This is a genomic window from Streptomyces sp. NPDC014861 (genome assembly GCF_043081625.1).
Taxonomy (GTDB): domain Bacteria; phylum Actinomycetota; class Actinomycetes; order Streptomycetales; family Streptomycetaceae; genus Streptomyces.
In genome coordinates this window covers 74159-99825 of the sequence record NZ_JBIBWV010000022.1, presented here as the reverse complement: position 1 = coordinate 99825, position 25667 = coordinate 74159, and the positions used below count along the sequence as shown (strand labels likewise).

At 74.3% G+C, this 25667-nt stretch carries 22 protein-coding genes and 2 tRNA genes; 17 read left to right on the top strand and 7 right to left on the bottom strand.

Going from position 1 to position 25667, the window contains the following annotated elements:
* The first annotated feature begins 400 nt into the window (after positions 1–400).
* Positions 401–1831, top strand: a complete 1431-nt coding sequence (gene argH / locus ACF1BN_RS30545) for an argininosuccinate lyase (RefSeq protein WP_392334824.1) — start codon at positions 401–403, stop codon at positions 1829–1831.
* Positions 1832–1950: 119 nt separating this feature from the next.
* Here argH and ACF1BN_RS30540 read toward each other — a convergent pair whose 3' ends face one another.
* The gene (locus tag ACF1BN_RS30540; RefSeq protein WP_392334823.1) at positions 1951–3306 is read right to left on the bottom strand and encodes a DUF2716 domain-containing protein; all 1356 of its coding nucleotides are present in this window, start codon (positions 3304–3306) and stop codon (positions 1951–1953) included.
* Positions 3307–3676: 370 nt separating this feature from the next.
* Here ACF1BN_RS30540 and ACF1BN_RS30535 point away from each other — a divergent pair, with 370 nt between their 5' ends.
* Both ACF1BN_RS30535 and ACF1BN_RS30530 read left to right on the top strand, forming a co-directional pair.
* Positions 3677–4228, top strand: coding sequence for a TetR/AcrR family transcriptional regulator (locus ACF1BN_RS30535; RefSeq protein WP_392334822.1), 552 nt, complete (start codon positions 3677–3679; stop codon positions 4226–4228).
* Positions 4225–5769, top strand: coding sequence for an MFS transporter (locus tag ACF1BN_RS30530; protein WP_392334821.1), 1545 nt, complete (start codon positions 4225–4227; stop codon positions 5767–5769). Before ACF1BN_RS30535 ends, ACF1BN_RS30530 begins: the two co-directional genes overlap by 4 nt.
* 66 nt (positions 5770–5835) lie before the next feature.
* Here the strand turns inward: ACF1BN_RS30530 and ACF1BN_RS30525 are convergent, their stop codons facing one another.
* Positions 5836–6510, bottom strand: coding sequence for a lysophospholipid acyltransferase family protein (locus tag ACF1BN_RS30525; RefSeq protein WP_392334820.1), 675 nt, complete (start codon positions 6508–6510; stop codon positions 5836–5838).
* A gap of 224 nt (positions 6511–6734) precedes the next feature.
* On the opposite strand from ACF1BN_RS30525, the gene ACF1BN_RS30520 reads away from it, so the two are divergent.
* The 3 genes from ACF1BN_RS30520 to ACF1BN_RS30510 all read left to right on the top strand — a co-directional run bounded on the left by ACF1BN_RS30520 (position 6735) and on the right by ACF1BN_RS30510 (position 9076).
* Positions 6735–7922, top strand: coding sequence for a glycerophosphodiester phosphodiesterase (locus ACF1BN_RS30520; protein ID WP_392334819.1), 1188 nt, complete (start codon positions 6735–6737; stop codon positions 7920–7922).
* Between the two features lie 106 nt (positions 7923–8028).
* Positions 8029–8571 (top strand): sigma-70 family RNA polymerase sigma factor, encoded by a 543-nt coding sequence (locus tag ACF1BN_RS30515; RefSeq protein WP_392334818.1) that lies wholly within the window; start codon positions 8029–8031, stop codon positions 8569–8571.
* 25 nt (positions 8572–8596) lie between these two features.
* Complete coding sequence (locus ACF1BN_RS30510) at positions 8597–9076, top strand: GNAT family N-acetyltransferase (RefSeq protein ID WP_392334817.1); 480 nt, start codon at positions 8597–8599, stop codon at positions 9074–9076.
* A gap of 6 nt (positions 9077–9082) precedes the next feature.
* Here the strand turns inward: ACF1BN_RS30510 and ACF1BN_RS30505 are convergent, their stop codons facing one another.
* Together ACF1BN_RS30505 and ACF1BN_RS30500 are read right to left on the bottom strand one after the other, a co-directional pair.
* Entirely contained in the window at positions 9083–9508 is a 426-nt protein-coding gene (locus ACF1BN_RS30505; RefSeq protein ID WP_392334816.1) for a hypothetical protein, read from the bottom strand.
* A gap of 2 nt (positions 9509–9510) precedes the next feature.
* Positions 9511–9873: a hypothetical protein gene (locus tag ACF1BN_RS30500; RefSeq protein WP_392334815.1), complete on the bottom strand. Its 363-nt coding sequence runs from the start codon at positions 9871–9873 to the stop codon at positions 9511–9513.
* Between the two features lie 716 nt (positions 9874–10589).
* On the opposite strand from ACF1BN_RS30500, the gene ACF1BN_RS30495 reads away from it, so the two are divergent.
* From ACF1BN_RS30495 to ACF1BN_RS30460, 8 genes are all read left to right on the top strand, one after another.
* On the top strand, positions 10590–11660 hold the full coding sequence (locus tag ACF1BN_RS30495) for a methionine ABC transporter ATP-binding protein (RefSeq protein WP_392334814.1): 1071 nt from the start codon (positions 10590–10592) through the stop codon (positions 11658–11660).
* Positions 11657–12325, top strand: a complete 669-nt coding sequence (locus ACF1BN_RS30490; RefSeq protein ID WP_392334813.1) for a methionine ABC transporter permease — start codon at positions 11657–11659, stop codon at positions 12323–12325. Before ACF1BN_RS30495 ends, ACF1BN_RS30490 begins: the two co-directional genes overlap by 4 nt.
* Positions 12326–12403: 78 nt before the next feature.
* Positions 12404–13258 carry a MetQ/NlpA family ABC transporter substrate-binding protein gene (locus tag ACF1BN_RS30485; protein WP_376603126.1) on the top strand — a complete coding sequence of 285 codons (855 nt, stop codon included), beginning with the start codon at positions 12404–12406 and terminating at the stop codon, positions 13256–13258.
* Positions 13259–13423: 165 nt separating this feature from the next.
* Positions 13424–14059, top strand: a complete 636-nt coding sequence (locus ACF1BN_RS30480; protein ID WP_392334812.1) for a GNAT family N-acetyltransferase — start codon at positions 13424–13426, stop codon at positions 14057–14059.
* Positions 14060–14132: 73 nt separating this feature from the next.
* Positions 14133–15356 carry a precorrin-6y C5,15-methyltransferase (decarboxylating) subunit CbiE gene (gene cbiE / locus ACF1BN_RS30475; RefSeq protein WP_392334811.1) on the top strand — a complete coding sequence of 408 codons (1224 nt, stop codon included), beginning with the start codon at positions 14133–14135 and terminating at the stop codon, positions 15354–15356.
* Between the two features lie 312 nt (positions 15357–15668).
* The gene (cobT, locus tag ACF1BN_RS30470) at positions 15669–19352 is read left to right on the top strand and encodes a nicotinate-nucleotide--dimethylbenzimidazole phosphoribosyltransferase (RefSeq protein ID WP_392334810.1); all 3684 of its coding nucleotides are present in this window, start codon (positions 15669–15671) and stop codon (positions 19350–19352) included.
* Positions 19353–19765: 413 nt separating this feature from the next.
* Positions 19766–21007 carry a uroporphyrinogen-III C-methyltransferase gene (gene cobA / locus ACF1BN_RS30465; protein WP_392334809.1) on the top strand — a complete coding sequence of 414 codons (1242 nt, stop codon included), beginning with the start codon at positions 19766–19768 and terminating at the stop codon, positions 21005–21007.
* Positions 21008–21097: 90 nt separating this feature from the next.
* Positions 21098–21916, top strand: a complete 819-nt coding sequence (locus tag ACF1BN_RS30460; RefSeq protein ID WP_392334808.1) for a TrmH family RNA methyltransferase — start codon at positions 21098–21100, stop codon at positions 21914–21916.
* A gap of 3 nt (positions 21917–21919) precedes the next feature.
* Here ACF1BN_RS30460 and ACF1BN_RS30455 read toward each other — a convergent pair whose 3' ends face one another.
* Positions 21920–23092 carry a protein kinase gene (locus ACF1BN_RS30455; protein WP_392334807.1) on the bottom strand — a complete coding sequence of 391 codons (1173 nt, stop codon included), beginning with the start codon at positions 23090–23092 and terminating at the stop codon, positions 21920–21922.
* 509 nt (positions 23093–23601) lie between these two features.
* On the opposite strand from ACF1BN_RS30455, the gene ACF1BN_RS30450 reads away from it, so the two are divergent.
* The 3 genes from ACF1BN_RS30450 to ACF1BN_RS30440 all read left to right on the top strand — a co-directional run bounded on the left by ACF1BN_RS30450 (position 23602) and on the right by ACF1BN_RS30440 (position 25359).
* The gene (locus ACF1BN_RS30450; RefSeq protein WP_031005464.1) at positions 23602–23769 is read left to right on the top strand and encodes a hypothetical protein; all 168 of its coding nucleotides are present in this window, start codon (positions 23602–23604) and stop codon (positions 23767–23769) included.
* Positions 23770–24053: 284 nt separating this feature from the next.
* On the top strand, positions 24054–25040 hold the full coding sequence (locus tag ACF1BN_RS30445) for a phosphotransferase family protein (protein WP_392334806.1): 987 nt from the start codon (positions 24054–24056) through the stop codon (positions 25038–25040).
* Between the two features lie 46 nt (positions 25041–25086).
* Positions 25087–25359 carry a zf-TFIIB domain-containing protein gene (locus tag ACF1BN_RS30440; protein ID WP_376602715.1) on the top strand — a complete coding sequence of 91 codons (273 nt, stop codon included), beginning with the start codon at positions 25087–25089 and terminating at the stop codon, positions 25357–25359.
* Between the two features lie 112 nt (positions 25360–25471).
* Here ACF1BN_RS30440 and ACF1BN_RS30435 read toward each other — a convergent pair.
* Together ACF1BN_RS30435 and ACF1BN_RS30430 are read right to left on the bottom strand one after the other, a co-directional pair.
* Positions 25472–25543: transfer RNA gene (locus ACF1BN_RS30435), tRNA-Val, on the bottom strand.
* A gap of 27 nt (positions 25544–25570) precedes the next feature.
* Positions 25571–25645 (bottom strand) — tRNA-Val (locus ACF1BN_RS30430).
* Positions 25646–25667: the final 22 nt, after the last annotated feature.

The window sequence follows — 25667 nt, the reverse complement described above, 5'->3', positions numbered from 1 at the left end:
CCGGGGCCGCACCCGCGCGCGGTTTTCCGGGGCGGGGAGGGGGCTCACCCGCCGGGGGCGGCCCCGGCGGTGGTCGGGGCTCACCCGCCGGGGGCCGCCCGGCGGTGCTCCTTCCGCTCGGCGTCCGCCTCGGCGGGGAGCAGGGTCTCGGCACGGCACGGCACCGCCCGCGCCCGCCTCGGAGGCCGTGTCCTCGCCGTGCGGCGGGCGTTCTCCCGCACGAGGGTGTGCGTGGGGTCCGGCGGCGTCCGGTCGTCGTCGGGCGGCGGGTCGTACCCCGGGGCCCGCCACCCGGTCCGGGGTTGTCGTCCACCGGGCACCCGATTGACGAATCATGCAGAGTTCTGCATACTCATGCATTGTTACGGGTTTCGGTCATCGAGGCGAGGAGCAACCAGAAGTGAGCAGCAACAACGGTGACGTCCGGCTCTGGGGCGGCCGCTTCGCCGACGGTCCCGCCGAGGCCCTCGCGAAGCTCTCCGCCTCCGTCCACTTCGACTGGCGTCTCGCGCCCTACGACATCGCCGGATCCCGGGCCCACGCGCGCGTGCTCCACAAGGCGGGGCTGCTCACCGAGGACGAGCTGACCCGGATGCTGGCCGGCCTGGACCGGCTGGAGGCCGACGTCGCCGACGGCTCCTTCGTCGGCACCATCGCCGACGAGGACGTCCACACCGCCCTGGAGCGCGGCCTCCTGGAGCGCCTCGGCGCCGAGCTCGGCGGCAAGCTGCGGGCCGGCCGGTCCCGCAACGACCAGGTCGCCACCCTCTTCCGGATGTACCTCCGGGACCACGCCCGGATCATCGGCGGGCTCGTCGCCGACCTCCAGGACGCCCTCGTCGGCCTCGCCGAGGCGCACCCGGACGTCGCCATGCCCGGCCGGACCCACCTCCAGCACGCCCAGCCGGTGCTCTTCGCCCACCACGTGCTCGCCCACGCCCAGTCCCTCTCCCGGGACGCCGAGCGGCTGCGCCAGTGGGACACCCGGACGGCGGTCTCCCCGTACGGCTCCGGCGCCCTCGCCGGCTCCTCCCTCGGGCTCGACCCGGAGGCGGTCGCCAAGGACCTCGGCTTCGAGCGCGGCTCGGCCGGCAACTCGATCGACGGCACGGCCTCGCGCGACTTCGTCGCCGAGTTCGCCTTCATCACCGCGATGATCGGCGTCAACCTCTCCCGGATCGCCGAGGAGATCATCATCTGGAACACGAAGGAGTTCTCCTTCGTCACCCTCCACGACGCCTTCTCCACCGGCTCGTCGATCATGCCGCAGAAGAAGAACCCGGACATCGCCGAGCTCGCCCGGGGCAAGTCCGGCCGCCTCATCGGCAACCTCTCCGGCCTCATGGCCACGCTCAAGGCCCTCCCGCTCGCCTACAACCGCGACCTCCAGGAGGACAAGGAGCCCGTCTTCGACTCCTGCGACCAGCTGGAGGTCCTGCTCCCCGCCTTCACCGGCATGATGGCCACCCTCACCGTCAACAGGGAGCGCATGGAGGAGCTGGCCCCGGCCGGTTTCTCCCTCGCCACCGACATCGCCGAGTGGCTGGTCAAGCAGGGCGTCCCCTTCCGGGTCGCCCACGAGGTGGCCGGCGAGTGCGTGAAGGTCGCGGAGTCCGAGGGCAAGGAGCTGGACGAGCTGACGGACGAGCAGTTCGCCAAGATCTCCGAGCACCTCACGCCCGAGGTCCGCTCGGTCCTCAACGTCGCCGGCGCCCTCGCCTCCCGCGACGGCCGCGGCGGCACCGCCCCCTCCGCGGTCGCCGTCCAGCTCATCGAGGTCAAGGCCGATCTGGTCGTCCAGCACGCCTGGGCCACCGCCAAGCAGAAGTAGCGGCCGGGCGGGAGTGACCCCCGGTCGGAGCCGCCCCCGATGAACGCCGCCGTCGAGAGCCGGCCGGAGCGGTCCGGCCGGCTCTCGACGGCTGTCGGGCCCCGGCGGGCCCGTGCCCCTCAGCCGAACGTCCAGACGTTCCCGGTGTTGCGGCCCCCTCGGCGCATCACCGTGCCGAGCTCGGCCGTGAGCTCGTCCTCGACCTCGGTGAGCAGCTCGGCGCCGAAGACGCACAGGGACTCCTCCCACGGGTGCCAGAAGGTGCCCATGCGCAGGTCGCGCGTGAGGAGCTTGTGGTACTCGCCCTCCCCGCACACCGCCCCGGGCCAGGCCGGCCTGCCGGGGCCGCCGACGCGGGCGGGGTCGAACCGGTAGCCCTGGTGCCACCAGCTCACCGCGTAGAGCTGCTCGCCGGGCCGGACGCGGGCGCGCAGCCCGCGTTCGACGATGTCCTGGACGCGCGCCACCCGGTGGTCGCCGGGGAGGTCCCGCAGCGGTGTGTGCCGGGTGTCGGTGATGTCGCCCACGTGCCAGGTGACCGAGTCGGGCGGCTCTTCGATGCCCGGGCAGGAGGCGGGGCCGGGCTTGAAGGAGAAGTCCGCCCGGAAGGCGTCGCAGAGCGCGGTGTGCTCCGGGTCGTCGAGCAGCATGGACACCGGGCGCCGCGCGGCGGGCGGTGGGCCGGGCGGGCTCCAGCGGTAGGCGCGCATGCTCGACACGGCGTGGAATCCGGCGGCGAGGAGGGCGTCCAGGATCGGCCCCTCCGGCGCCTCGGCGGTGAAGTGGCGGCGCTCCGGCGCCTTGCCGGTGCCCAGGTGGAGGGCCCGGCTGTCGCGGGCCCACGCGACCCAGCGTGGCAGGAACTCGGTGTGCGGGCCGGTCATGCCGCGGACGGCGACGAACTCCGTCGACCCGACGGCCTCCGCCCAGCCGGCCCCGAGGACGCGGGTCTCCGCCTCCAGCAGCTGCACGTTCAGGGCCCAGCACAGCAGGTTTCCGTGGTCCTCGCGCAGGTCCGCCAGGTCGCGCGGGTACGGACCGCGGGCCGCGACCAGGCGGTCGAGCCCCCGCGTCCGGTGGTGGCGGCGGTCCAGCCGGCGCACGCGCAGGCCCCGCGCCGGTGCCGCCGTGCCCGTCAGCTCGTCGATCCGGGCGACGAGGAGGATCCGGGGCGGCCCGACGGGCGCGAACCCGGCGGCGCGCAGCGGCCCGTCCAGGGGGACCGGGTCGTGGCCGTACGCCCGCCACTCGACCGGTTCGCACCGGGCGGCGAAGGCCGCCTGCTGCCGGCGGATCAGCGCGTCGACCTCCGCCGGCCCGGTCTCCCGACCCAGCGGGGAGTGCCGAACGGTGCCGTGCGTGCCGTGATGGCACCGGACCACCGGCCCGTCCCGCTCGATCACGGACCCCGTCGGCGCCCGTTCCGGAACATGTCCCCTGACCTGCTCGTCGTACGCGTCCAGCAGCGCGTCCACCTCATCGCTCGCGTCCTCGGCCGGGCGGACCTCCGCCCACGGCCTCGGCGATCATCGCGGCGATCGCCGCGCCCGGCCACCGAATATCGCCGCGCCCGTCCACGGAGTCTCGCCGCGCCCCGCCACGGAGTCTCGCCGAGGCCGGCCACCAAACATAGCCACGCCCGGCCACGGAGTCTCGCCGCGCCCGGCCACCGAACATCGCCCCGCCCGGCCACGGAGTCTCGCCGCGCCCGCCTCGTAAAGACCGCCACCCCCGGCCACCCGACAAGGGTCCCCCGGCAGGTCACCGCGCCGTCGTCGCCATCTCGCCTGAGGCATCACCCTTCCACATGAGACATTCATGTCTCATGTGGTGTATGGTCGTCTCATGTCAGTCGACCGCACCCAGGTGCTCCGCACCGCCGCCACCCTGCTCTCCCGCAAGGCGACCGCCACCATGGACGAGGTCGCCCGGGCCGCGGGCATCGGCCGGGCGACCCTGCACCGGCACTTCGCCGGGCGGGACGCGCTCGTGCGGGCGCTGGAGGAGATGTGCATCGAGGAGGCCGAGGCCGCGCTCGACGCGGCCCGGATCGAGGAGGGACCCGCCGACGAGGCGGTCCGCCGGCTCGTCACCGCCTCGCAGCCCGCGGCCCCGCTGCTCGCCTTCCTCGTCACCGAGAACCAGCTGTTCGAGGGTGACGCGCAGAACGAGGGCTGGTCCCGGCTCGACGCCCGGCTCGTCGAGCTCTTCCGGCGCGGCCAGGAGGAGGGCACCTTCCGGATCGACCTGACCCCCGCCTGGCTGTGCGAGGCCTTCTACGGGCTGATCGGCTCGGGAGCCTGGGCCGTCGCCGACGGGCGGGTCGCCCCCAACGACTTTTCTTACATGATCGCCGAGCTGCTGCTCGGCGGAGCGCGCAGGAGCGTGGAGAAGTGATCACCGAAACCGTTCAGCACGAGAGCCATATCGGGGGCGTGCGCCGTCCCGGCCGGTGGCTCGCCCTCGCCGTGCTCGTCCTGGCCGTGCTGCTCGTGGCCGTGGACGCCACCGTGCTCGGCCTGGCGACGCCGTTCCTCTCCGAGGACCTGAAGCCCTCCGGCACCCAGCTCCTGTGGATCGGCGACGTCTACTCCTTCGTCATCGCCGGTCTGCTGGTCTCCATGGGCAGCCTCGGCGACCGCATCGGCCGCAAGAAGCTGCTCCTCGTCGGCGCCGTCGCCTTCGGCGCCGTCTCGGTCCTGAACGCCTACGCGACCAGCCCCGAGATGATGATCGCCGCCCGCGCCCTGCTCGGCGTCGCCGGCGCGACCCTGATGCCGTCCACCCTGGCCCTCATCCGGAACCTCTTCCACGACCCGCGCGAGCGCAGCCTCGCCATCGGCATCTGGGGCGCCATGGCCTCGGCCGGTGCCGCCGTCGGCCCGGTCGTCGGAGGCTTCCTCCTGGAGCACTTCTGGTGGGGCTCGGTCTTCCTCATCAACCTGCCCGTGATGGCCGTCCTGGTCGTCGTCGGCGTCAAGTTCATCCCCGAGTCGAAGAACCCGAACCCGGGCCCGTGGGACCTGCCCAGCGTCGGTCTCTCCCTCGTCGGCATGATCGGCGTCGTCTACGCCGTCAAGGAACTGGCCTCGCACGGCCTCACCCTCGACGTGGCCGTCGCCACGCTCGTCGGCGCCGGCGGCCTCACCTGGTTCGTCCGCCGTCAGCTCACCCTGCCGGCCCCGCTCCTGGACATGCGCCTCTTCCGCAACCGAGGCTTCTCCGGCGCCGTCCTCGCCGACCTGCTGACCATCCTCGGCCTCGCCGGCCTGGTGTTCTTCCTGTCCCAGTACTTCCAGCTGGTCCAGGGCCGCGCACCGCTGGAGGCCGGCCTCGCCGAACTGCCGGCCGCCATCGGCTCGGTCACGGCCGGTCTGCTCGCCGGCCGGTTCGCCCGCCGGTTCTCGGTCCGCACGGCCGTCGCCGGCGGCCTCGCCGCCATCGGTCTCGCCCTCGCGGTCCTGACCGTCATCGGGCGCACCACCGACTACCCGATCCTCGGCGCGAGCCTGCTCGTCGTCGGCATCGGCGCCGGACTCGCCTTCACCGTCACAGCCGACGTGATCCTCTCCAGCGTCCCCAAGGAGCAGGCCGGATCCGCGTCCGCCGTCTCCGAGACGGCGTACGAGCTCGGCGCCGCGCTCGGCATCGCCGTCCTCGGCTCCATCGTGACCGGCGTCTACCGGGGCTTCGCCACTCCGGCCGGCGTCCCGTCCGACGTCGCCGCGGCCGCCCACGACTCGCTCGGCGGCGCGGTCGAGGCGTCCGGCGCCCTCGACCCCGCCAGCGCCCAGGCGCTGGTGACGGCGGCCCAGGACGCCTTCGTGGAGGGCCTCCGGATCGCCGCGGGCGTCGGCGCGGCCGTCCTCCTCGCGACCGCCGTGGCCGCCTGGTTCCTCCTCAGGGATCAGAAGCTCGCCGACCACGTCGAGCACTGACCCCACGCACGAAGGCGCCCCCGGAACGACTCCGGGGGCGCCCTCACGCGTACGACCGGGCGGGCCCTACGCGGCTTCCTTCGCCTTCGTGGCGTACATGTCCACGTACTCCTGACCCGACAGGCGCATGACCTCCGCCATCACCGAGTCCGTCACGGCCCGCAGCACGTAGCGGTCGCGGTCCATGCCCTCGTACCGGGAGAACTCCAGCGGCTCGCCGAAGCGGACCGTCACCTGCGCCGGGCGCGGGAAGCCCGCCCCGCTCGGCTGCGCCTTGTCCGTGCCGATCACCGCGAAGGGCACCACCGGGGCGCCGGTCATCAGCGTCAGCCGGGCCACGCCGGTACGGCCCCGGTAGAGCCGGCCGTCGGGGGAGCGGGTGCCCTCCGGGTAGATCGAGAAGATCTTCCCCTGCTCCAGCACCCGGCGGCCCGTCATCAGCGCCGCGACACCGCCCCGGCCGCCGTCCCGGTCCACCGGGATCATGCCGACGCTGGTGAAGAACCAGGCCATCAGCCGGCCCTTGAGCCCCTTGCCCTTCACGTACTCGTCCTTGCCGATGAAGTAGACCGGGCGGTCCAGGCAGATCGGCATGATCATGGAGTCGATGAAGGTGAGGTGGTTGCCCGCGAGGATCACCGGACCGTTCCCGGGGACGTTCTCGGCTCCCTCGACACGGGGGCGGAACATCAGGCGCAGGACCGGACCGAGAGTGGCCTTCACGATCGCGAGACGGGACAACGGTTCCTCCGGTGTCGGGCGGGCGGCTCCGGGGGAGCCGACGGTGCAGCACGCGACGATACTCGCGGGTCACCGCCCCGCGCACATCGGGTTCACCGAACGGATACACGGTGTTGACGCGAGTTTCCGCCATGTTCGGCCCAGGTCCGCCGCCCGTAGGGGATCGCTGCCTAGCGTCGGATCCACCCGTTGACAGGTGCGGGACATCACACAGGAGGACCTCCATGACCCAGGGCGCACCCCGGACCCCGGCCCGCCGCACGGTACTCGGAGCGGCCGGCGCCGCCGCGTTCGGCGCAGGCGCCGGCCTCGCCGCCGGCGCGGGCACCGCCCAGGCCGCCGAGACCGCTGGACCGCGGAGCGGAGGCGCCGGCCGGGGCCACGGGCGCGGCTACCGCTCGCTCCCCGTCCCGACCGTCATCGCCCACCGCGGCGCCAGCGGCTACCGCCCCGAGCACACCCTCGGCTCCTACGCCCACGCCCTGGACCTCGGCGCCCACGTCATCGAGCAGGACCTCGTCCCCACCAAGGACGGACACCTGGTCTGCCGTCACGAGAACGACATCACCGGCACCACCGACGTCGCCGACCACCCCGAGTTCGCCTCCCGGAGGACCACCAAGTCCGTCGACGGTGTCCCGTACACCGGCTGGTTCACCGAGGACTTCACCCTCGCCGAGCTGAAGACCCTCCGGGCGAAGGAGCGCATCCCCGGCACCCGCCAGGAGAACACCCTGTACGACGGCCGCTGGACCGTCCCCACCTTCGAGGAGGTCCTGCGCTGGGCCGACGAGGAGGGCCGCCGCCGGGGCCGTGAGATCTGGCTCCACGTCGAGACCAAGCACCCCTCGTACTTCCGCTCGATCGGCCTCGGCCTGGAGGAGCGCCTGGCGAAGCTGCTCCGCCGCTACGGCCGCCACCGGGCGCACTCCGCCGTCTTCCTCCAGTCCTTCGAGCCCAGCAGCGTCCAGCGCCTGTCGAAGCTGGTCGACTCCCCGCTCGTCGTCCTCCTCTCCGGCGCGGCCACCCGCCCCTGGGACTTCGTCGAGGCCGGCGACCCGCGCACCGTCGCCGACCTCGTCACCCCCGCCGGGCTCCGCTGGATCGCCTCGTACGCCCAGGGCATCGGCCCCACCCTCGACCTGGTCGTCCCCAAGGACGCCGGCGGCCGGCTCGGCACCCCGACCACCCTGGTGCGCGACGCCCACGCGCAGGGCCTGATCCTCCACCCGTACACCCAGCGCAACGAGAACACCTTCCTGCCGGCCGACTTCCGCAGGGGCACCGACCCGGCCGCCTACGGCGACGCCTTCGGCGCGCTGAAGCGGTACTTCGAGACCGGCATCGACGGCGTCTTCTCCGACAACCCCGACACCGCCCTGCTCGCCGCCGCGGACTTCCGCGACCGCTGACCCGGGCACCCGGACGACCGGGCCACCCGGCCGGCGCCGTACGCCGACCGGGTGGTTCCCGGGCCGGAGCGCAACCGCGCCCCCGCGCCGCCGCATCGTGGCGGGCATGACCTCCCCGGAAACCCTCCTCGCCACCCTCACGCCGCTCCTCGCCGCCGAGTCCCGGGCCGAGGCCGCGGCCGCCGGGATCGACCCCGCCGACCTCGAACAGGCCGTCTGGCTGCGGCTCCTGGAACGCCTCCGAGCCGACGACGCCCCCGACCGCCCCGCCGACTGGCTCCGCCGGGCCGTCCGCGCCGAGGCCCGCCGCGCCCGGCGCACCAGCGGACGCGAACGCCCGTACCACGAGGAGACCCCGCACGGCCCGGACCCCGACCACGGCTCCCCGGAGGGCTCCGCCCTCACCGCCGAACGCCGCCGCACCCTCCGCGCCGCCGTCACGCGGACCCCCGGCCGCTGCCCCCGTCTCCTCGACGCGATGCTCGACCCCGCCGACCCCACCTACCGCGAAATCGCAGGAACGTTGGGTATCTCACAAGGCAGTCTGGGGCCGATGCGTTCCCGTTGCCTGGGATGCCTGCGCAGAATGCTCGCGGCAGAGGTTCCCGCGTCCGGCCGAAAGGGAAGGGTGCGGGGTACCGATCGGTGACCAGATGAGCGGGAGGCATGCGCACATGGGCCTGAGTGTGACCATCTCGGTGGCGGACGCGCGCGACGCGGAGCAGATCCTGAAGCTGCAGTACCTCTGCTACCAGAGCGAGGCCGAACTGTACGGCGACTGGTCCATCGAGCCGCTCACCCAGTCGCTCGACGCCGTCCGCGCCGAACTGGCGGCGGGATACGGCCTGGTGGCCCGGCTCGGCGACGAGGTGATCGCCTCCGTCCGCGCCCGCACCGACGAGGACGGCACCGCGCACATCGCCAAGCTCATCGTCCACCCGCGCATGCGCCGCCACGGCATCGGCGGCCGGCTCCTCGACGCCATCGAGCGCCACCCGGCCGGGACGGACGCCGCCCCCAAGCGCTTCCAGCTCTTCACCGGCCACCGCAGCGAGGGCAACCTCCGCCTCTACCGCGCCAAGGGCTACGCCCAGGTCGACGCCCGGGAGGTCGGCCCCCGGCTCACCCTCGTCACCCTGGAGAAGGCCGCCTGAGGGCCCTCAGGACAGGCGCGACCGCCGCAGCCACCAGATGCCGCTCAGCGGCAGCAGCACCGGGATGAAGACGTAGCCGTAGCCGAACTCCGACCAGACCGTGGAGTCCGGGAAGGCCGACGGCTCCACGAGCGTCCACGTCCCCACCACCAGCACGCCCGCGAGCTCGGCGGCGCAGCACACCAGCGCCGCCCTGCGGGCCGTCTCGCCGCCGCGCACCAGCGTGTACGTGATGAAGACGTAGACGACCGCCGCGACCGCCGAGAGCGTGTACGCCAGCGGCGCCTCGTCGAACTTGGCGCTGATCTCGTACACCGAGCGCGAGGCCGCGCCCACCGACATCACGCCGTACAGCCACAGCAGCAGCATGCCCGGGCCCTTGACGAGCCGGGTCCGCGTGCCCGTCTCCGTCGGCTCCGTCGTCCCCGCCATGGTCAGCCCACCGTCCAGATGTCGAAGAGGCGCACCTCGAGCACGGCGAGCACGACCGCGCCCGCCGCCACCGTCGCCGAACCCCAGCGGGTCCGCTCGGCCAGCGACATGAAGCCGGCGATCGGGACCGCGCACAGCGCGCCGAGCAGATAGGCGACGAAGATCGTCGTCCCCTCCTCGGCCTTCTCGCCACGGACCAGCTGCACGATCCCGACGACCAGCTGGACCAGCACCAGGAAGGTCACCACGGCCATGCCGATGAAGTGCCAGTCCTTGGTCGGCTGGTCCCGGAAGGCGGCGAAGCCGCACCAGGCGGCGAGGGCGAGCGCGGCCACCGAGACCGCGACCGTGAGGGCGTCAAGCATGCGCCCGAGGGTATTACGGCCCGATAGGCCCGATGCGCTCGCCCCCACCACGCCCCCACCGCCCCGACACACCCCCACCGCCCCGCCACACCCCCACCGCCCCACCGCGTCCGGCGCCCGCAGTACCCACCGCCTCCGTCGTCACCACGCCCCCGCGCGGACCCCGCCGCGCCCCGGCTCCGTCCCGCGTCCACCCCGAGCCCGCCCCGCCCCGCCCCGTCGCGACGCCGTGGCCTTGGCCACATTCGGCCCCGCCCGCCCCTTCTCCCGCGCCGCTCCGCGGCCCCCTCCGGCCCAGGCCGCACCGGGCGGAGACCGCCCCTCGCCGCCTCTGCCACGTCCGCTCGGCGTCTCAATGACGTCCGGAATGCGGACAGTGCACTTCCGTTCGCGACTGCGCATGCTTTACTTGCAGCCATGACCACGACGAGCAGCCGCATCCTTGCGACCGAGGCGAACACGACGCCCGGTGCTCGTTGTATGTGTCGAATGTGCGCCTTCTGAGGGCCCCCGCCTGAGCCTCGCGCCCCGAAGCGAGACCCCGACGGCCGAGCCGTTCCGCCCGCCCACCGGCGCCGGACCGTGCCTGCCCCGCGCACCACCGCCACCCCGGCCACCCGCCGGAGCGGCCTCCCGTGCGCCTGACTGTCCGAATGACGAATGCCCCGTGCACGGCGGACCCACGCGTCGCGCACTCGACAGTGACGGAAACCCCTGTGATCACCACTTCGGGCCTGACCAAGGTCTACGAGTCACGCGGCCGCCAGGTGACCGCCCTGGACGGCGTCGACCTCCACGTCCGCGAGGGCGAGGTCTTCGGCGTGATCGGCCAGAGCGGCGCCGGCAAGTCCTCGCTGATCCGCTGCGTCAACCTCCTGGAGCGGCCCACATCCGGCACGGTGACCGTCGACGGCGTCGACCTCACCGCTCTCGCCGGCAAGGGCCGCCGCGCCGGCAAGGACCTGCGCCTGGCCCGCAGCCGCATCGGCATGGTCTTCCAGCATTTCAACCTGCTGTCCTCCCGCACCGTCAAGGACAACATCGAGCTCCCCCTGGAGATCCTGGGCGTCCCGGCCGCCGACCGCTCCCGCCGCGCCCTCGAACTCCTCGACCTCGTCGGCCTCGCCGACAAGGCCAGGAACTACCCCGGCCAGCTCTCCGGCGGCCAGAAGCAGCGCGTCGGCATCGCCCGCGCCCTCGCCGGCGAGCCCAAGGTCCTCCTCTCCGACGAGGCCACCAGCGCCCTCGACCCCGAGACCACCCGCTCCATCCTCCAGCTCCTGCGCGACCTCAACCGGCAGCTCGGCCTCACCGTCCTGCTCATCACGCACGAGATGGACGTCGTCAAGACCATCTGCGACTCCGCCGCCCTCATGCAGAAGGGCCGGATCGTGGAGTCCGGCACCGTGAGCGAGCTCCTCGCCACCCCCGGCTCCCAGCTGGCCGCCGAGCTGTTCCCGGTCAGCGGCCGGGCCGCCGGGCCCGACCGCACGGTCGTCGACGTCACCTTCCACGGCGAGGCCGCCACCCAGCCGGTGATCTCGCAGCTCTCCCGCACGTACAACATCGACATCTCCATCCTCGGAGCCGCGATGGACACCGTCGGCGGGAAGCAGATCGGCCGCATGCGGATCGAACTGCCCGGACGGTACGAGGAGAACGTCGTCCCGGTCGGCTTCCTGCGCGAGCAGGGCCTCCAGGTCGAACGCGTCGAAGACCCGCGGGACGACACCGCGCCCGCGGTGCCCGCCCAGCAGCACGTGCTCGTGAAGGAGAGTGCCAAGTGACCTGGGAAGAGATGCGCCCCCTGCTCGAACAGGGCACGGTCGACACCCTCTACATGGTCCTCTGGGCCACCGTCGTCACCATCGTCGGCGGCCTCCCGCTCGGCATCCTCCTCGTCCTCACCGACAAGGGCGGACTGCTCCAGAACCGGCCCCTGAACAAGGTCGTCGGTGCGATCGTGAACATCGGCCGCTCGCTGCCGTTCATCATCCTGCTGATCGCCCTGATCCCCTTCACGACCTTCGTCGTCGGCACCTTCATCGGCCCCACCGCCATGATCGTGCCGCTCGCCATCGGCGCCATCCCCTTCTTCGCGCGCCTCGTCGAGACCGCCGTCCGCGAGGTCGACCACGGCCTCGTCGAAGCCGTCCAGTCCATGGGCGGCGGCATCCCGACCATCGTCCGCAAGGTGCTGCTCCCGCAGGCCCTGCCCTCGCTGATCGCCGCCGTCACCACCACCGTCATCGTGCTCATCGGCTACTCGGCGATGGCCGGCGCGGTCGGCGGCGAGGGCCTCGGCTCCAAGGCCGTCACCTACGGATACCAGCGCTTCGACACCACCTTCATGCTCGTCACCGTCGTCGTCCTGGTCGCGATCGTCACGATCGTCCAGCTCGTCGGGGACGGCGTCGTACGGCTCCTCGCCCGCCGGGGCCGTACCGCCTGACGGCACCTCAGACCTTCACCCCAGAGCCCGGACTTGTTGTCCAGGCGTCCACCGCTCCACATGAAAGAGGCACTCTTCGTGCGTAAGAACATCAAGCTCGCCGCCGGCTTCGCGTCCGTCACCGCCCTCGCCCTCGGCCTCTCCGCCTGCGGCACCGCCTCGGACCCGGCCTCCGCCAAGGACGGCGCGGCCTCCGCCGACAAGCCGCTCGTCGTCGCCGCGTCCCCGACGCCGCACGCCGACATCCTCAACTTCGTCAAGGACAACCTGGCCGCCAAGGAGGGCCTGAAGCTGGAGGTGAAGGAGTTCACCGACTACGTGCTGCCGAACACCGCCACCCAGTCCGGCCAGGTCGACGCCAACTTCTTCCAGCACAAGCCGTACCTCGACGACTTCAACAAGAAGAACAAGACCACCATCGTCCCCGTGGTGAACGTCCACCTGGAGCCGCTCGGCCTCTACTCCAAGAGCCTGAAGTCGGTGAAGGACATCAAGGCCGGCCAGACCGTCGCCGTCCCCAACGACACCACCAACGAGGGCCGCGCGCTCCACCTCCTCGCCGAGAACGGCCTCATCACCCTCAAGGACGGCGTCGGCACCGACGCCAAGCTCTCCGACATCACCGACAAGAAGGGCCTGGAGTTCAAGGAGCTGGAGGCCGCCACCGTGCCCCGCGCCCTGAACGACGTCGACGCCGCCGTCATCAACGGCAACTACGCGATCGAGGCCGACCTCTCCCCGTCGAAGGACGCCCTGGTCCTGGAGAAGGCCGAGGGCAACCCGTACGCCAACTTCCTCGCCGTCAAGGAGGGCAACGAGAAGGACGCCCGCGTCGAGAAGCTCGCCAAGCTCCTCAACTCGCCCGAGGTGAAGAAGTACATCGAGGACACCTACAAGGGCTCCGTCATCCCCGCCTTCGGCGCCGCCAAGTAAGGCCACCGGTAGCCTCCTTGAGCGGAAGGCCCCGCCCGCCCCGTCCGGCGCGCGGGGCCTTCCGCGCGCCGGACCCGCGTCCGACCCGGCCATGCGCGTCCGCCGCCCCATGCTGCATGCTGTGCGTTCACGGTCTCAACGGACGGTCTCGGTACGGAGCTGCGCATGACTACCACCTTTCCGGACATCTCCATCAGCACGGACCGGCTGGTGCTGCGCGCGCTCGAAGAGGCCGACGTCCCCGCCTTCGTCGAGATGATGAACGACGAACTCGTCACCGCCTGGACGACCGTCCCGCACCCCTACACCCGCGCCCACGCGGAGGACTGGATCCACAGGGCCGCCCCGGCCGAGCGGACCGAGGGCCGCGGCATCGTCCTCGCCGTCACCGAGTTCCTCACCCAGCGCCTCGTCGGCACCGTCCACCTCCACGACACCGACTGGCGCGTCCGGTCCACCGAGGTCGCCTACGTCACCGCCCCCTGGGCCCGCGGAGAGGGGTACGCCACCGAGTCCGTCCTCGCCGCCGCCCAGTGGCTCTTCCGCGACCGCGGCTTCGAACGCCTCCAGCTGCGCATCGCCGCCGACAACACCGCCTCCCAGCAGGTCGCCCAGAAGATCGGCTGCATCAGCGAGGGCGTCCTGCGCAACGCCTGGATAGCGCGCAGCCTCACCGAGAGCGGCGAGTGGACCGACATCCGCACCGACCTCATCGTCTGGAGCCTCCTCCCCGAGGACCTCGACGGCGTGGCCGACCAGCTGGCCGACGCCGGATACTCCTCGTACACGGACTGGAGCTGAGCTCCGCGACCACCGACCCGGGGTACGCTCGGCGCGCCCCCGACCTGCGACGACACAACAGGAGACAGACGCGATGGCCGACCGGGTCACGGTGATCGGCTGGGACGGCTCACCCCTCACCGAGGCGGCCCGGTCCGCGCTCTCGGCCGCCACCCTGGTGGCCGGCGCCGCCCACCACCTGGCGCTCCCCGAAGTACCCCCCGGCGCCGAGCGCGTCCGGCTCGGCAGCGTGGGCCTCGCCGCCCGCCGCATCGCCGGACACCGCGGCACCGCCGTCGTCCTCGCCGACGGCGACCCCGGCTTCTTCGGCGTGGTCCGCACCCTGCGCGCCCCCGAGCACGGCCTGGAGGTCGAGGTCGTCCCCGCCGTCTCCTCGGTCGCCGCCGCCTTCGCCCGGGCCGGCATGCCCTGGGACGACGCCCGCGTCGTCGTCGCCCAGCAGCGCACCCTCCGCCGCGCCGTCAACGTCTGCCGCGCCCACCCCAAGGTCGCCGTCCTCACCTCCCCGGGCGCGGGACCCGCCGAACTCGCCCTCCTCCTCGACGGCGTCCACCGCACCTTCGTCGTCTGCGAGGAGCTGGGCACCACCCGCGAACAGGTCTCCGTCCTCACCTCCGACAAGGCCGCCGACCACACCTGGCGCGACCCCAACGTCGTCCTCGTCATCGGCGGCGCCGGAGGCGCCGGGGCCTCCGCCGCCCCCTGGCTGATGGGCCACGACCCGGCCGCCGGATCCGTCCGGGGCTGGGCGGAGCAGAGCGGGGAGTACGACTCCGACGGGCGGCCCGACATCGCCCAGGACCCCACGCTGCGCGCCGTCCAGCTCGCCCGCCTCGGCCCCCGCACCGGCGACCTCGTCTGGGACGTCGGCAGCTCCGGCGGGGCCTTCGCCGTCGAGGCCGCCCGGTTCGGCGCCGCCGTCATCGCGATCGACCTGAACCCCGTCGCGCACACCGTCGCCGAGGCCGCCGCCCGCCGCCACGGCGTCCTCCTCCAGACTGTCACCGGCCGCGCCCCGCACGTCCTGGAGAGCCTCCCCGAACCCGATGTCGTACGGGTCGGGGCGGGCGGCGTCCCCGTCGTCTCCGCCTGCGCCGACCGCCGCCCGGAACGGATCGCCGCCCACGCCACCACCCGCGACGAGGCCGAGGCGATCGGCACCGCCCTCACCGCCGGCGGCTACACCGTCGAGACCGTGCTCCTGCAGACCGTCGGCCTCGATCCCGAGGACTGGAACGAGCGCGAACGCTCCGTCGTCTTCCTGCTCACGGGCCGTAGGACCACCGGCGCCCCGTGACCCGCCCCTTCGGCGGGCAGGTAGGCTGGCCGATTGTTGTACCGCACGGGGACGTTCGGCGTGTTGTTCGTCAATGTCCTGAAACGACGACCGTCTTGACCTGTTCTCGACGTTCACCGACGTGCGGGACATCGGGGGGACCGCGCGACGTGGCGCAGTCCACAGCGCACCGTGGCGGATCCGCCTGCCACGATGGCCGCGGGCCGCGACAATGCTTGGGTGTCGGCGCGCCTCCGTGCCGCGCGGCGCACGCGCTCGTTCTCGTTGACGGGCGCAGCTCTGAACGAACACAACGATGGGCGAGGGGTACGCATGACGGACACCGGCCAGGTCCCGGGCGAGGGACTGCCGGAGAACGCAGGCATGGTCGAGCAGCCGGGCATCCCCGCTCCGGGCGCGTACACCTTCCTGGACCCCTCCGGCCCGCTCCCCGGGCAGCTCCCCGAGGACGACGACATGCTCCTGATGCCGGGCGCCCAGGGCGCCTGGAGCGAGCACGCCCCGGGCATCGCGCCCGCGCCGCCGATCGCCGTCCCCGCCCCGCCCGTGGTCCCCGCGCAGGGCGCCCCCGAGGGCGCGGACCACGGCGCCGTGCCGCAGGCCGCCCCGCTGGGCGACCCGCTCACCGACCCGCTGCCGGACCCCCTCACCGGCCCCCTCCCGGACGGCCTCGTCCTCGCCGACCAGCTGACCGCCCCGGCCACCCCGGCGCACGGCGTGCCGCTCGCCCCGCAGCCCGGTCCGGGCACCCCGGCGCACGGCGTTCCCCTCGCCCCGCAGGAGCCCGTCGCCACCGCCCACGGCTACGAGCCCGGCATCCTCGACACCGGCGCCCACGAGGCGGCCGGCCGCGACTCCGGTTCCGTCGACCTCGGCGGCGTCCGCGTGCCCCCGCCGGCCGCGCCGTCCCGCCGCCCGCTCCACATGGGCCCCCCGGTCCCGGACGCGGCCACCGGCGGCGTCGTCCGCTCGCTCGCCGACCGAGGCCCGGCCGCCCCGGTGCCCGCCGCTCAGCCGGCCCCGGCGCCCGTCCCCGAGCCCCTGGTCGCCACCGGCCCCGCGCCCGTGCCCGTCCGCAATCCCGGGCCGCCCACCACCGGACCCGAGTACTTCGAGATCGCCCAGGAGCAGCAGACGGCCCCGCAGGGCGCCGAGCCGTGGGCCGCGCAGCCGCAGGAGCCCCTCGCGCCCGCCGAGGCCCCCGCAGAAACGGTCGTCCCGCAGAGCGGCGGGTTCGTACAGGTCGAGGGCTCGGTCCCGACCGCCGCGCAGCCGGCCCCGACGCCCACCCCGGCCGCCGGGACCCCGGTCGTCGAGCCGGAGCCCGTCGAGACCGCCGCCGCGTCCCCGGCCCCCGAGGTCGTCGTCCCCGCCCCGCGCGAGGGCGAGCCCGCCGCCGAGGCGGCGCCGGCCCCCGAGCCCGCGCCCGCCGAGGTCCCGGCCCCCGAGGTCGTCGTCCCCGCCGAGGCCCCGGAGGCCGTCGTCCCCGCCGAGGCCCCGGAAGCCGTCGTCCCCGCCGAGGACCCTGCCCCGGTGGCGGCCGCGCCCGACGAGGCCTCCGCGCCCGTGGCCCAGCAGCCGGCCGAGCCCTCGCAGCCGGAGGCCCCGGTCGAGGCCGAGCCCCAGGAGCCGGTGGCCGAGACCCCGGAGCCCGCCGCGCCCGCCGACGTACCGACCGAGTCCGCCCCGGAGCCGGAGACGGCCCCGCAGCCCGAGGCGGAGGTCCCGGCAGCCCAGTCCCCGGCGGCCAAGCCGGCCGTCGAGCCGCGGCCCGTCGCCGAGCCCGAGGCCCCCGCCGCGGTGCAGCCCGCCGCGCCCGCCCCGGCCGAGGAGCCGCAGCTGCCCGCCGAGGAGCCGGTCGCGGTCGAGGAGCCGGCCGCCGTCGCCGCGACCGTCGAGGAGCAGGCTCCCGAGCAGCCCGTCGCACCCACGGAGGCCCCTGCCGCGGACATCCCGGCCGCGGAAGCCCCGGCCATCGACGCCCCGAACGCCGAGATCCCGGCCGCCGAGACCCCGGCCGAGCCCGCCGCCGAGCCGGTGGAGGCCGAGGACGCGGCCGAGCCCGCCGTGACGGAGCCCGCCGTGACGGAGCCCGCCGCGACGGGGCCCGTCGGCGCCGAGGCCGCCGTCGCGCCCGTCCCCGCCGACGTGTTCGCCGACGCCTCCGCGGAGGAGCCCGCCGAGGCCCCCGTCGTCGCCGTGGCGGAGGAGATCCCGGTCGTCGCCGAGGAGCCCGACGAGGAGGCCCCGGACACCGAGCCCCGCCCCGCCGCGGCCGGCTACGACGACGCCGAGCGCGAGGCCGTCCTCCGCGTGATGCGCGAGCGTCGCGACATCCGCAACGGCTTCCGCTCCGACCCGATCCCGCACGAGGTGCTGCTCCGCGTCCTGGAGGCCGCCCACACGGCCCCCAGCGTCGGCCACTCGCAGCCCTGGGACTTCGTCGTCATCCGCTCCGCCGAGACCCGGCAGACCATGCACGAACTGGCCCAGCGCCAGCGCGAGGCGTACGCCAAGTCGCTGCCGAAGGCCCGCGCGAAGCAGTTCAAGGAACTGAAGATCGAGGCCATCCTCGACACCCCGGTCAACATCGTGGTGACCGCCGACCCCACCCGGGGCGGCCGCCACACCCTCGGCCGCTACACGCAGCCGCAGATGGCCCCGTACTCCTCCGCCCTCGCCGTCGAGAACCTCTGGCTCGCCGCCCGCGCCGAGGGCCTCGGCGTCGGCTGGGTCAGCTTCTTCGACGAGCGCGAGATGGTCCGCGCCCTCGGCCTCCCCGACCACCTGGAGGTCGTCGCGTACCTCTGCGTCGGGTACGTCGACGAGTTCCCCGACGAGCCCGAGCTGATGCAGGCCGGCTGGTCCCAGCGCCGCCCGCTGGCCTGGGTGGTCCACGAGGAGACGTACGGCCGCCGCGCTCTGCCCGGCGAGGAGCCGCACGACCTGCTCCAGGAGACCGTCGCCTCCATCCGCCCGCTCGACGCCAAGGCGCTCGGCGAGGCGTGGGAGCGGCAGAAGCGGATGACCAAGCCGGCCGGCGCGCTCGGCATGCTGGAGATCATCTCCGCGCAGCTCTGCGGCCTCTCCCGGGTCTGCCCGCCGCCGATCCCGGAGCCCGCCGCCGTCGCGATCTTCGCCGGCGACCACGGCGTGCACGCCCAGGGCGTCACCCCCTGGCCGCAGGAGGTCACCGGCCAGATGGTGGCCAACTTCCTCGGCGGGGGAGCGGTCTGCAACGCCTTCGCCAACCAGGTCGGCGCCGAGGTATGCGTCATCGACGTGGGCGTCGCCACCGAGCTGCCCGCCACCCCGGGGCTGCTGCCCCGCAAGGTGCGCGCCGGCACCGGCGACTTCACCACCGGCCTGGCGATGACCCACGAGGAGACGATCGCCGCCATCGAGGTCGGCATCGAGACCGCCCGTGACCTCGTCGCGGCCGGGAACAAGGCGCTCCTCACCGGCGAGATGGGCATCGCGAACACCACCGCGTCCGCCGCCCTCATCTCCGTCTTCACCGGCGTCGACCCGGCCGAGGTCACCGGCCGCGGCACCGGCATCAACGACGAGACCCACGCCCGCAAGGTCGACGTGGTCCGCCGCGCCCTCGACCTGCACAAGCCCGACCCGAAGGACCCGATCGGCGCCCTGTCGAGGATCGGCGGCCTGGAGCACGCGGCCCTCGTCGGCTTCATCCTGGGCGCCGCCTCGCTGCGCACCCCGGTGATCCTCGACGGCGTCTCCACCGGCGCGGCCGCCCTGGTCGCCCGCGCCATCGCCCCCGAGTCGCTGGCCGCCTGCATCGCGGGCCACCGCAGCGCCGAGCCCGGCCACGTGGCCGCGCTCAACAAGCTGGGCCTGCGCCCGCTGGTCGACCTGGACCTCCGCCTCGGCGAGGGCACCGGTGCCCTGCTGGCCCTCCCGCTGGTCCAGAGCGCGGCCCGCGCCATGCACGAGGTCGCGACCTTCGACTCCGCGGGCGTCACCGAGAAGTAGTCCGTACGGCCCCGGTGCCACCGCCTCCTCACGACGGGGGCGGCGGCACCGGGGCCGCGCCGTGCCCACCCGCCCGTCCCGGCACCGCGTCCGGCTCCCCGCACCCCGCCCCGGAGGAACCCAGGGACGAGGGTCACAGGGTGCCCATGGCGTGTCACCGATATCGTGGTGACCGGGCCGTACGCCCGCCCACCAGCCGCTTCACCGCCGCAGCGGCCCTGGAGGGCCTGCCTGACCGTTCCTGTCGGGCCCGGCCCGCCCGGCACGCACGCCCGGTGCACGGCCGGAACGCCCCGGTAGCTCCGCTACGAGGGTGTCCCTGCCGCACCCCGGCCGCACGCACCGAACAACCCGGCCTGATCCGACGCGAACGGTCAGACAGGTCCCAGCCCCGTCCGAGGAGCCGCCCGCACATGGCCCAGCACGTCGAGCCCGCCGAGCACCCCGCCTACCCCGTCGGCCTCCGCCTCGCCGGCCGGCGCGTCGTCGTCCTCGGCGGCGGCACGGTCGCCCAGCGCCGCCTGCCCGCCCTCATCGCCGCCGGCGCCGACATCACCCTGATCTCCCCGTCCGCCACCCCCTCCGTGGAGGCCATGGCCGAGACCGGCGAGATCACCTGGGTCCGGCGCCGGTACGAGGACGGCGACCTGACCGACGCCTGGTACGCGCTCGTCGCCACCACCGACCCGGCCGCCAACGCCGCCGCCTCCGCCGAGGCGGAGCGCGCCCGCGTCTGGTGCGTCCGCTCCGACGACGCCGAGGCCGCCACCGCCTGGACCCCGGCCACCGGCCGCGGCGACGGCGTCACCGTCGCCGTCCTCACCGGCCACGATCCCCGCCGCTCCGCCGCCGTCCGGGACGCGATCCTGGAGGGCCTGCGCGACGGCTCCCTCGCCGCCCCCGCCCGGCGCGCCCGAACCCCCTTCGTCGCCCTCGTCGGCGGCGGCCCCGGCGACCCGGACCTCATCACCGTCCGGGGCCGCCGGCTGCTCGCCGAGGCCGACGTCGTCATCGCCGACCGGCTCGGCCCCCGCGACCTCCTGGACGAGCTGCCGCCGCACGTCGAGGTGATCGACGCGGCGAAGATCCCGTACGGCCGCTTCATGGCCCAGGAGGCCATCAACAACGCGCTGATCGAGCACGCCAAGGCCGGGAAGTCGGTGGTCCGCCTCAAGGGCGGCGACCCGTTCGTCTTCGGCCGGGGCATGGAGGAGGCCCAGGCGCTCGCCGCCGAGGGCATCGCCTGCACCGTCGTGCCCGGCATCTCCAGCTCCATCTCGGTCCCCGGCGCCGCCGGCATCCCCGTCACCCACCGCGGCGTCGCCCACGAGTTCACCGTGGTCAGCGGCCACGTCGGCCCCGACGACCCGCGCTCGCTCGTCGACTGGGCCTCGCTGGCCAAGCTGACCGGCACCCTGGTGATCCTCATGGGCGTCGACAAGATAGGAAAGATCGCCGAGGCGCTCGTCGCCCACGGCAAGGCCCCCGACACCCCGCTCGCCCTCGTCCAGGAGGGCACCACCGCCGCCCAGCGCCGGGTGGACGCCACCCTCGCCACCGTCGCCGAGGTCGTGAAGGCCGAGGAGGTCCGCCCGCCGGCCGTCATCGTCATCGGCCCGGTGGTCGCGGAGGGACCCGGCAGACTCACCCGCTGACACCCACCGAAGGAGCGCGGTGACGGGCGGCGGCGACCGCCGCCCGTCCCACGCATTGGCACCACACCCCGGACAAGGCAGTATCACCCCGTGGCCGAACTCATCACGATCACCGACCCCGACGACCCCCGCCTCAGCGACTACACCGGCCTGACCGACGTCGAGCTGCGCCGCCGCCGCGAACCCGCCGAGGGCCTCTTCATCGCCGAGGGCGAGAAGGTCATCCGCCGCGCCAAGCAGGCCGGCTACGAGATGCGGTCGATGCTGCTCTCCGCCAAGTGGGTCGACGTCATGCGCGACGTCATCGACGAGGTGCCCGCCCCGGTGTACGCGATCCAGCCCGACCTCGCCGAACGCGTCACCGGCTACCACGTGCACCGCGGCGCCCTCGCCTCCATGCAGCGCAAGCCGCTCCCGGAGGCCGCCGAACTCCTCGCCGGCGCCCGCCGGGTCGCGGTCATGGAGTCGGTCAACGACCACACCAACATCGGCGCCATCTTCCGCAGCGCCGCCGCCCTCGGCATGGACGCCGTGCTGCTCTCCCCGGACTGCGCCGACCCCCTCTACCGCCGCTCGGTGAAGGTCTCCATGGGCGCCGTCTTCTCCGTCCCGTACGCCCGCCTGGACACCTGGCCGCGCGGACTGGAGGCGGTACGGGAGGCCGGCTTCAAGCTGCTCGCCCTGACCCCGGCGGAGAAGGCCACCGCCATGGACGAAGCCGCCCCGCACAGGCTCGACCGGGTCGCCCTGATGCTCGGCGCGGAGGGCGACGGACTGTCCACCCAGGCGCTGCGCGCGGCCGACGAGTGGGTCCGCATCCCCATGGCCCACGGCGTGGACTCGCTCAACGTCGGCGCGGCGGCGGCCGTCGCCTTCTACGCGGTGACGGCGGGCCGCCCGGAGGCGTAGGGCTCAGCCCTGGAGGGCCTGGGCGGCGGCGATGCCCAGGGCCACCAACAGCGTCACCACCACGAAGACGACGAGCCGCTGGCGCAGCAGCCTCGGATTGGCCGGGCGGCGGCCGGTGGACGTCGTCCGGTTCCCGGGACGGGTGCCCGGCCGCGACTGCGGGTTGCGCGAGCCGCCGCCGGTACGGGAGGGCGCCGAGGGCCGCGAGGACGGCCCGGACCCGCGGCCCCGGGAGGCGGCCCGCTCGGGCTCCCGGCCCGGCGTGTCCCGCTCCGTGTACCGCTCGGTCGGCCGCAGCGTGCCGCGCTCCTCCGTCCGCTCGCGCGGGGCCGGCGGCCGGGCGGCCGGCAGCCCCTGCGCCTCGCGGGCGGCGATCTCCTTCAGCCGCATGGACAGCTGGAGTGTGCTCGGCCGGTCCTCCGGGTCCTTCGCGAGACAGGCCCGGATCAGCGGCGCGAGCGCGTCCGGCACGCCCTGGAGCTGCGCCTCCTCGTGGACCACGCGGTAGAGCATCACCTCGGAACTGCCGTGCCCGAAGGGGGAGTCGCCCATCGAGGCGTACGCGAGGGTGGCGCCGAGCGAGAAGACGTCGGTCGCCGGGGTGACGGCGGCGCCCCGCACCTGCTCGGGCGCGAGGAAGCCGGGCGAGCCCACGGCGGTCCCGACGTGGGTGAGGGTGCTCGCCCCGGTGGCCCAGGCGATCCCGAAGTCGATGATGCGGGGGCCCTTGGGGGAGAGCAGGATGTTCGACGGCTTCAGGTCGCGGTGCACGACCCCGGCCTCGTGGACGGCGACCAGGCCCTCGGAGAGCGCCGCGCCGATCGACGCCACGTCGGCGGCCCGCAGCGGACCCTCCTCGGCGACCCGGTCGTGCAGCGAGGGCCCGGGCACGTACTGGGTGGCGAACCAGGGCCGCTCGGCGTCCAGATCGGCGGCGACCAGCCGGGCGGTGCAGCCGCCCCTGATCCGCCGGGCCGCCGACACCTCGCGGGCGAACCGCGACCGGAACTCCTGGTCCTCGGCCAGGTCGGGCCGGATCACCTTCAGGGCCACCCGCTGACCGCGCCGGTCGGAGCCGAGGTACACGACCCCCATGCCTCCGGCGCCCAGCCTGCGGTGGAGCCGGAACGCCCCGACGATCCGCGGGTCCTCGCGCCGGAGCCGCATCATCGCCATGTCCGTCCCCTCCGTCCGTTCGACGTGGCACAGCTTACGTAGTGCCGCCCCCGCGCGCTCATAGGCCGCGCCCTCCCTCCCGCATCGATTGTCAGTACTGAGGGGGACGACGACCCCGTCCCGCACCGAACGGTCCGCTCAACACCCCTTCCCGCCCACCTCACTTGACGAGACCGCCGGGCAACTCCCGCCGCCCCGCGCCCGCCACCGGGGCACCCCCGCACGCCTCCTCCCGGTCCTTCCGCCCTCGCACGTGACCCATGTCACGAGGGGCGCCCCCTCCGGGAAGTCCCCCACCCGCGGCCCCCGGTCTCCACCCAGGGGAGTACTCCAGGAGGAGCGGCGTCATCCTCCCGTAGGCCAGAAAGCCGGTACGCGGGCATGACGCCCCGGCCGTCCCGGCTCCCTAGTGTTGAGGTCATGCGGTGGGCGCGACTCTCGTCCCCCGAGGAATACGCGCCCACCGCACCGAAATCCACCGCAGCGACAGAGATCGACAGGAGAGGACCATGGCCTTCACGGCACACCGGTCGACCCCCCGCCCCGCGGGACGCCGTCACCCCCTGGTCGCCACCGCCATGGTCCTCCCTCTCGCGGCCCTGCTCGTGGTCGTCTTCGGCGGCTGGGAAGCGGTGGTCACACAGGCGTCGTCCGTGGGCGTGATGCTGGGGCGCTGAGCGGCGCCCCGGACCCGGGAGAGCGGCCCGGGTCGGGAACATCGGCCGACAGCCCCGTGGGGACGGGGGTGCGGCGGACGACAGCGCAAGGGCCGGTCGGCCGGGGAGCCGACCGGCCCTTCCGCGTGCTCGGACTATCCGCGTGACCGGCCCTTCCGCGTGCTCGGCTTTTCCACGTGTCCGGCTCCTCCACGTGTCCGGCACCTTCATGTGCCCGGCTCCTCCGCGCACCCGGGGCTCCTCCGCGCACCCGGCTCCTCCCGCGCGCCGCGTACGCTCGCCGGATGGACGCAGAGATCCCGCACCAGGGCCCCCGGCCCCCGGACGCCGACGTGCCCGGGGCGCTCGCCCGGATCGCCGGCGCCGCCGTGCACGCCGGGGGAGCCTGCCGCTGCGACCCCGGGGAGATACGGGTCCTGGCGGACCGTGAGGACGGCACCGTCGTCCGCCACGGCGGCCTCGTCGCCAAGGCGCACGCGCCCGGCATCGAGGACGGCCCGCACGCGGCCCGACTCGCCCTCGCCGCCGACCCGGACCTCGCCGGGATCCTCCTCCCGCCGGTCCCGGGCCCCCGCGCGGAGCGCGTGGCCGGCCGGCCGGTGACGGTCTGGCCGTACGGCCCGCCGGTCGACCCGGCGGATCCCGACGCCGCGCCCTGGGAGGAGGCCGCCCGCCTCCTCGCCCTGCTCCACCGCACCCCGCCGCCGGCGGGGCCCGTCGGCCCGCTGCCCGCGATGCGCGCCCCGGAGAAGGCCGCCCTGGCCGTCGCCCGGATGCGCCGCACCGCCGGTCACCGTCCGGCCACCGCCACCGTCCTCGCGGCCTGGCGGACCGTCACCGCCACGGCGGCCGCCCCCGGAACCGGGGCCACGCGCGCGTACCTGTGCCACGGCGACTTCCATCTCGGCCAGCTCGTCCGGGACTTCAGCGGCGACTGGCGCCTCATCGACGTCGACGACGCCGGACTGGGCGACCCCGCCTGGGACCTGGCCCGGCCCGCCGCCTGGTTCGCCGCCGGCCTGCTCCCGGCCGAGGTGTGGTCGCGGTTCCTCGGCGCGTACGAGGCGGCCGGCGGCCCGGCCTGCGGCGCCGACCCGTGGGCGCGGCTCGACCTGCCGGCCAGGGCCCTGACCGTGCAGACCGCCGCGCTGGCGCTCGCCAAGTCCACGGCGGAGGGCCGCGAGATCGACGAGGTCGAGGGCGTGATGATCGACACCTGCGCCAGGATCGCGGACACCCGAACCGCCCCCACCTCCGCCGCGTCCCCATAAAGTGAGGTCATCATTCGAACGGCAACGGCAGGGAGTTGAGCCGAGCATGCAGTGCCCCAAGTGTCACGCGGCGATGCACACGTACAACCGCAACGGCGTCCAGATCGAGCAGTGCAGCGGCTGTCGCGGAATCTTCCTGGATTACGGGGAGCTGGAGGCCCTGACCCGCCTGGAGTCCCAGTGGCAGGCCCCGCCCGCCCCGCCGGCCGCCTACCCGGCCCAGGCCGCCCCGGCCGCTCCCGCCTGGGGCGCCCCGCACGGCGGCCACCACGGCCACCACCGCCCGCGCGGCTTCGGCCGGATGCTCTTCTCCTCCTGAGCCCCGCCCCGGCCCCGGATCCGTCCGCACGGATCCGGGGCCGGCGCCTGCCCACCCGGGCCCGCGCACGACGAAGCCCCCGGCCGCGATGGCCGGGGGCTCCGTCTTCCTGTGCGCGATACTGGGATTGAACCAGTGACCTCTTCCGTGTCAGGGAAGCGCTCTCCCGCTGAGCTAATCGCGCGGGACGCACCCGAGGGTGCGAGAGATGTGGTGCGCGATACTGGGATTGAACCAGTGACCTCTTCCGTGTCAGGGAAGCGCTCTCCCGCTGAGCTAATCGCGCGGGACGCACCCGAGGGTGCGAG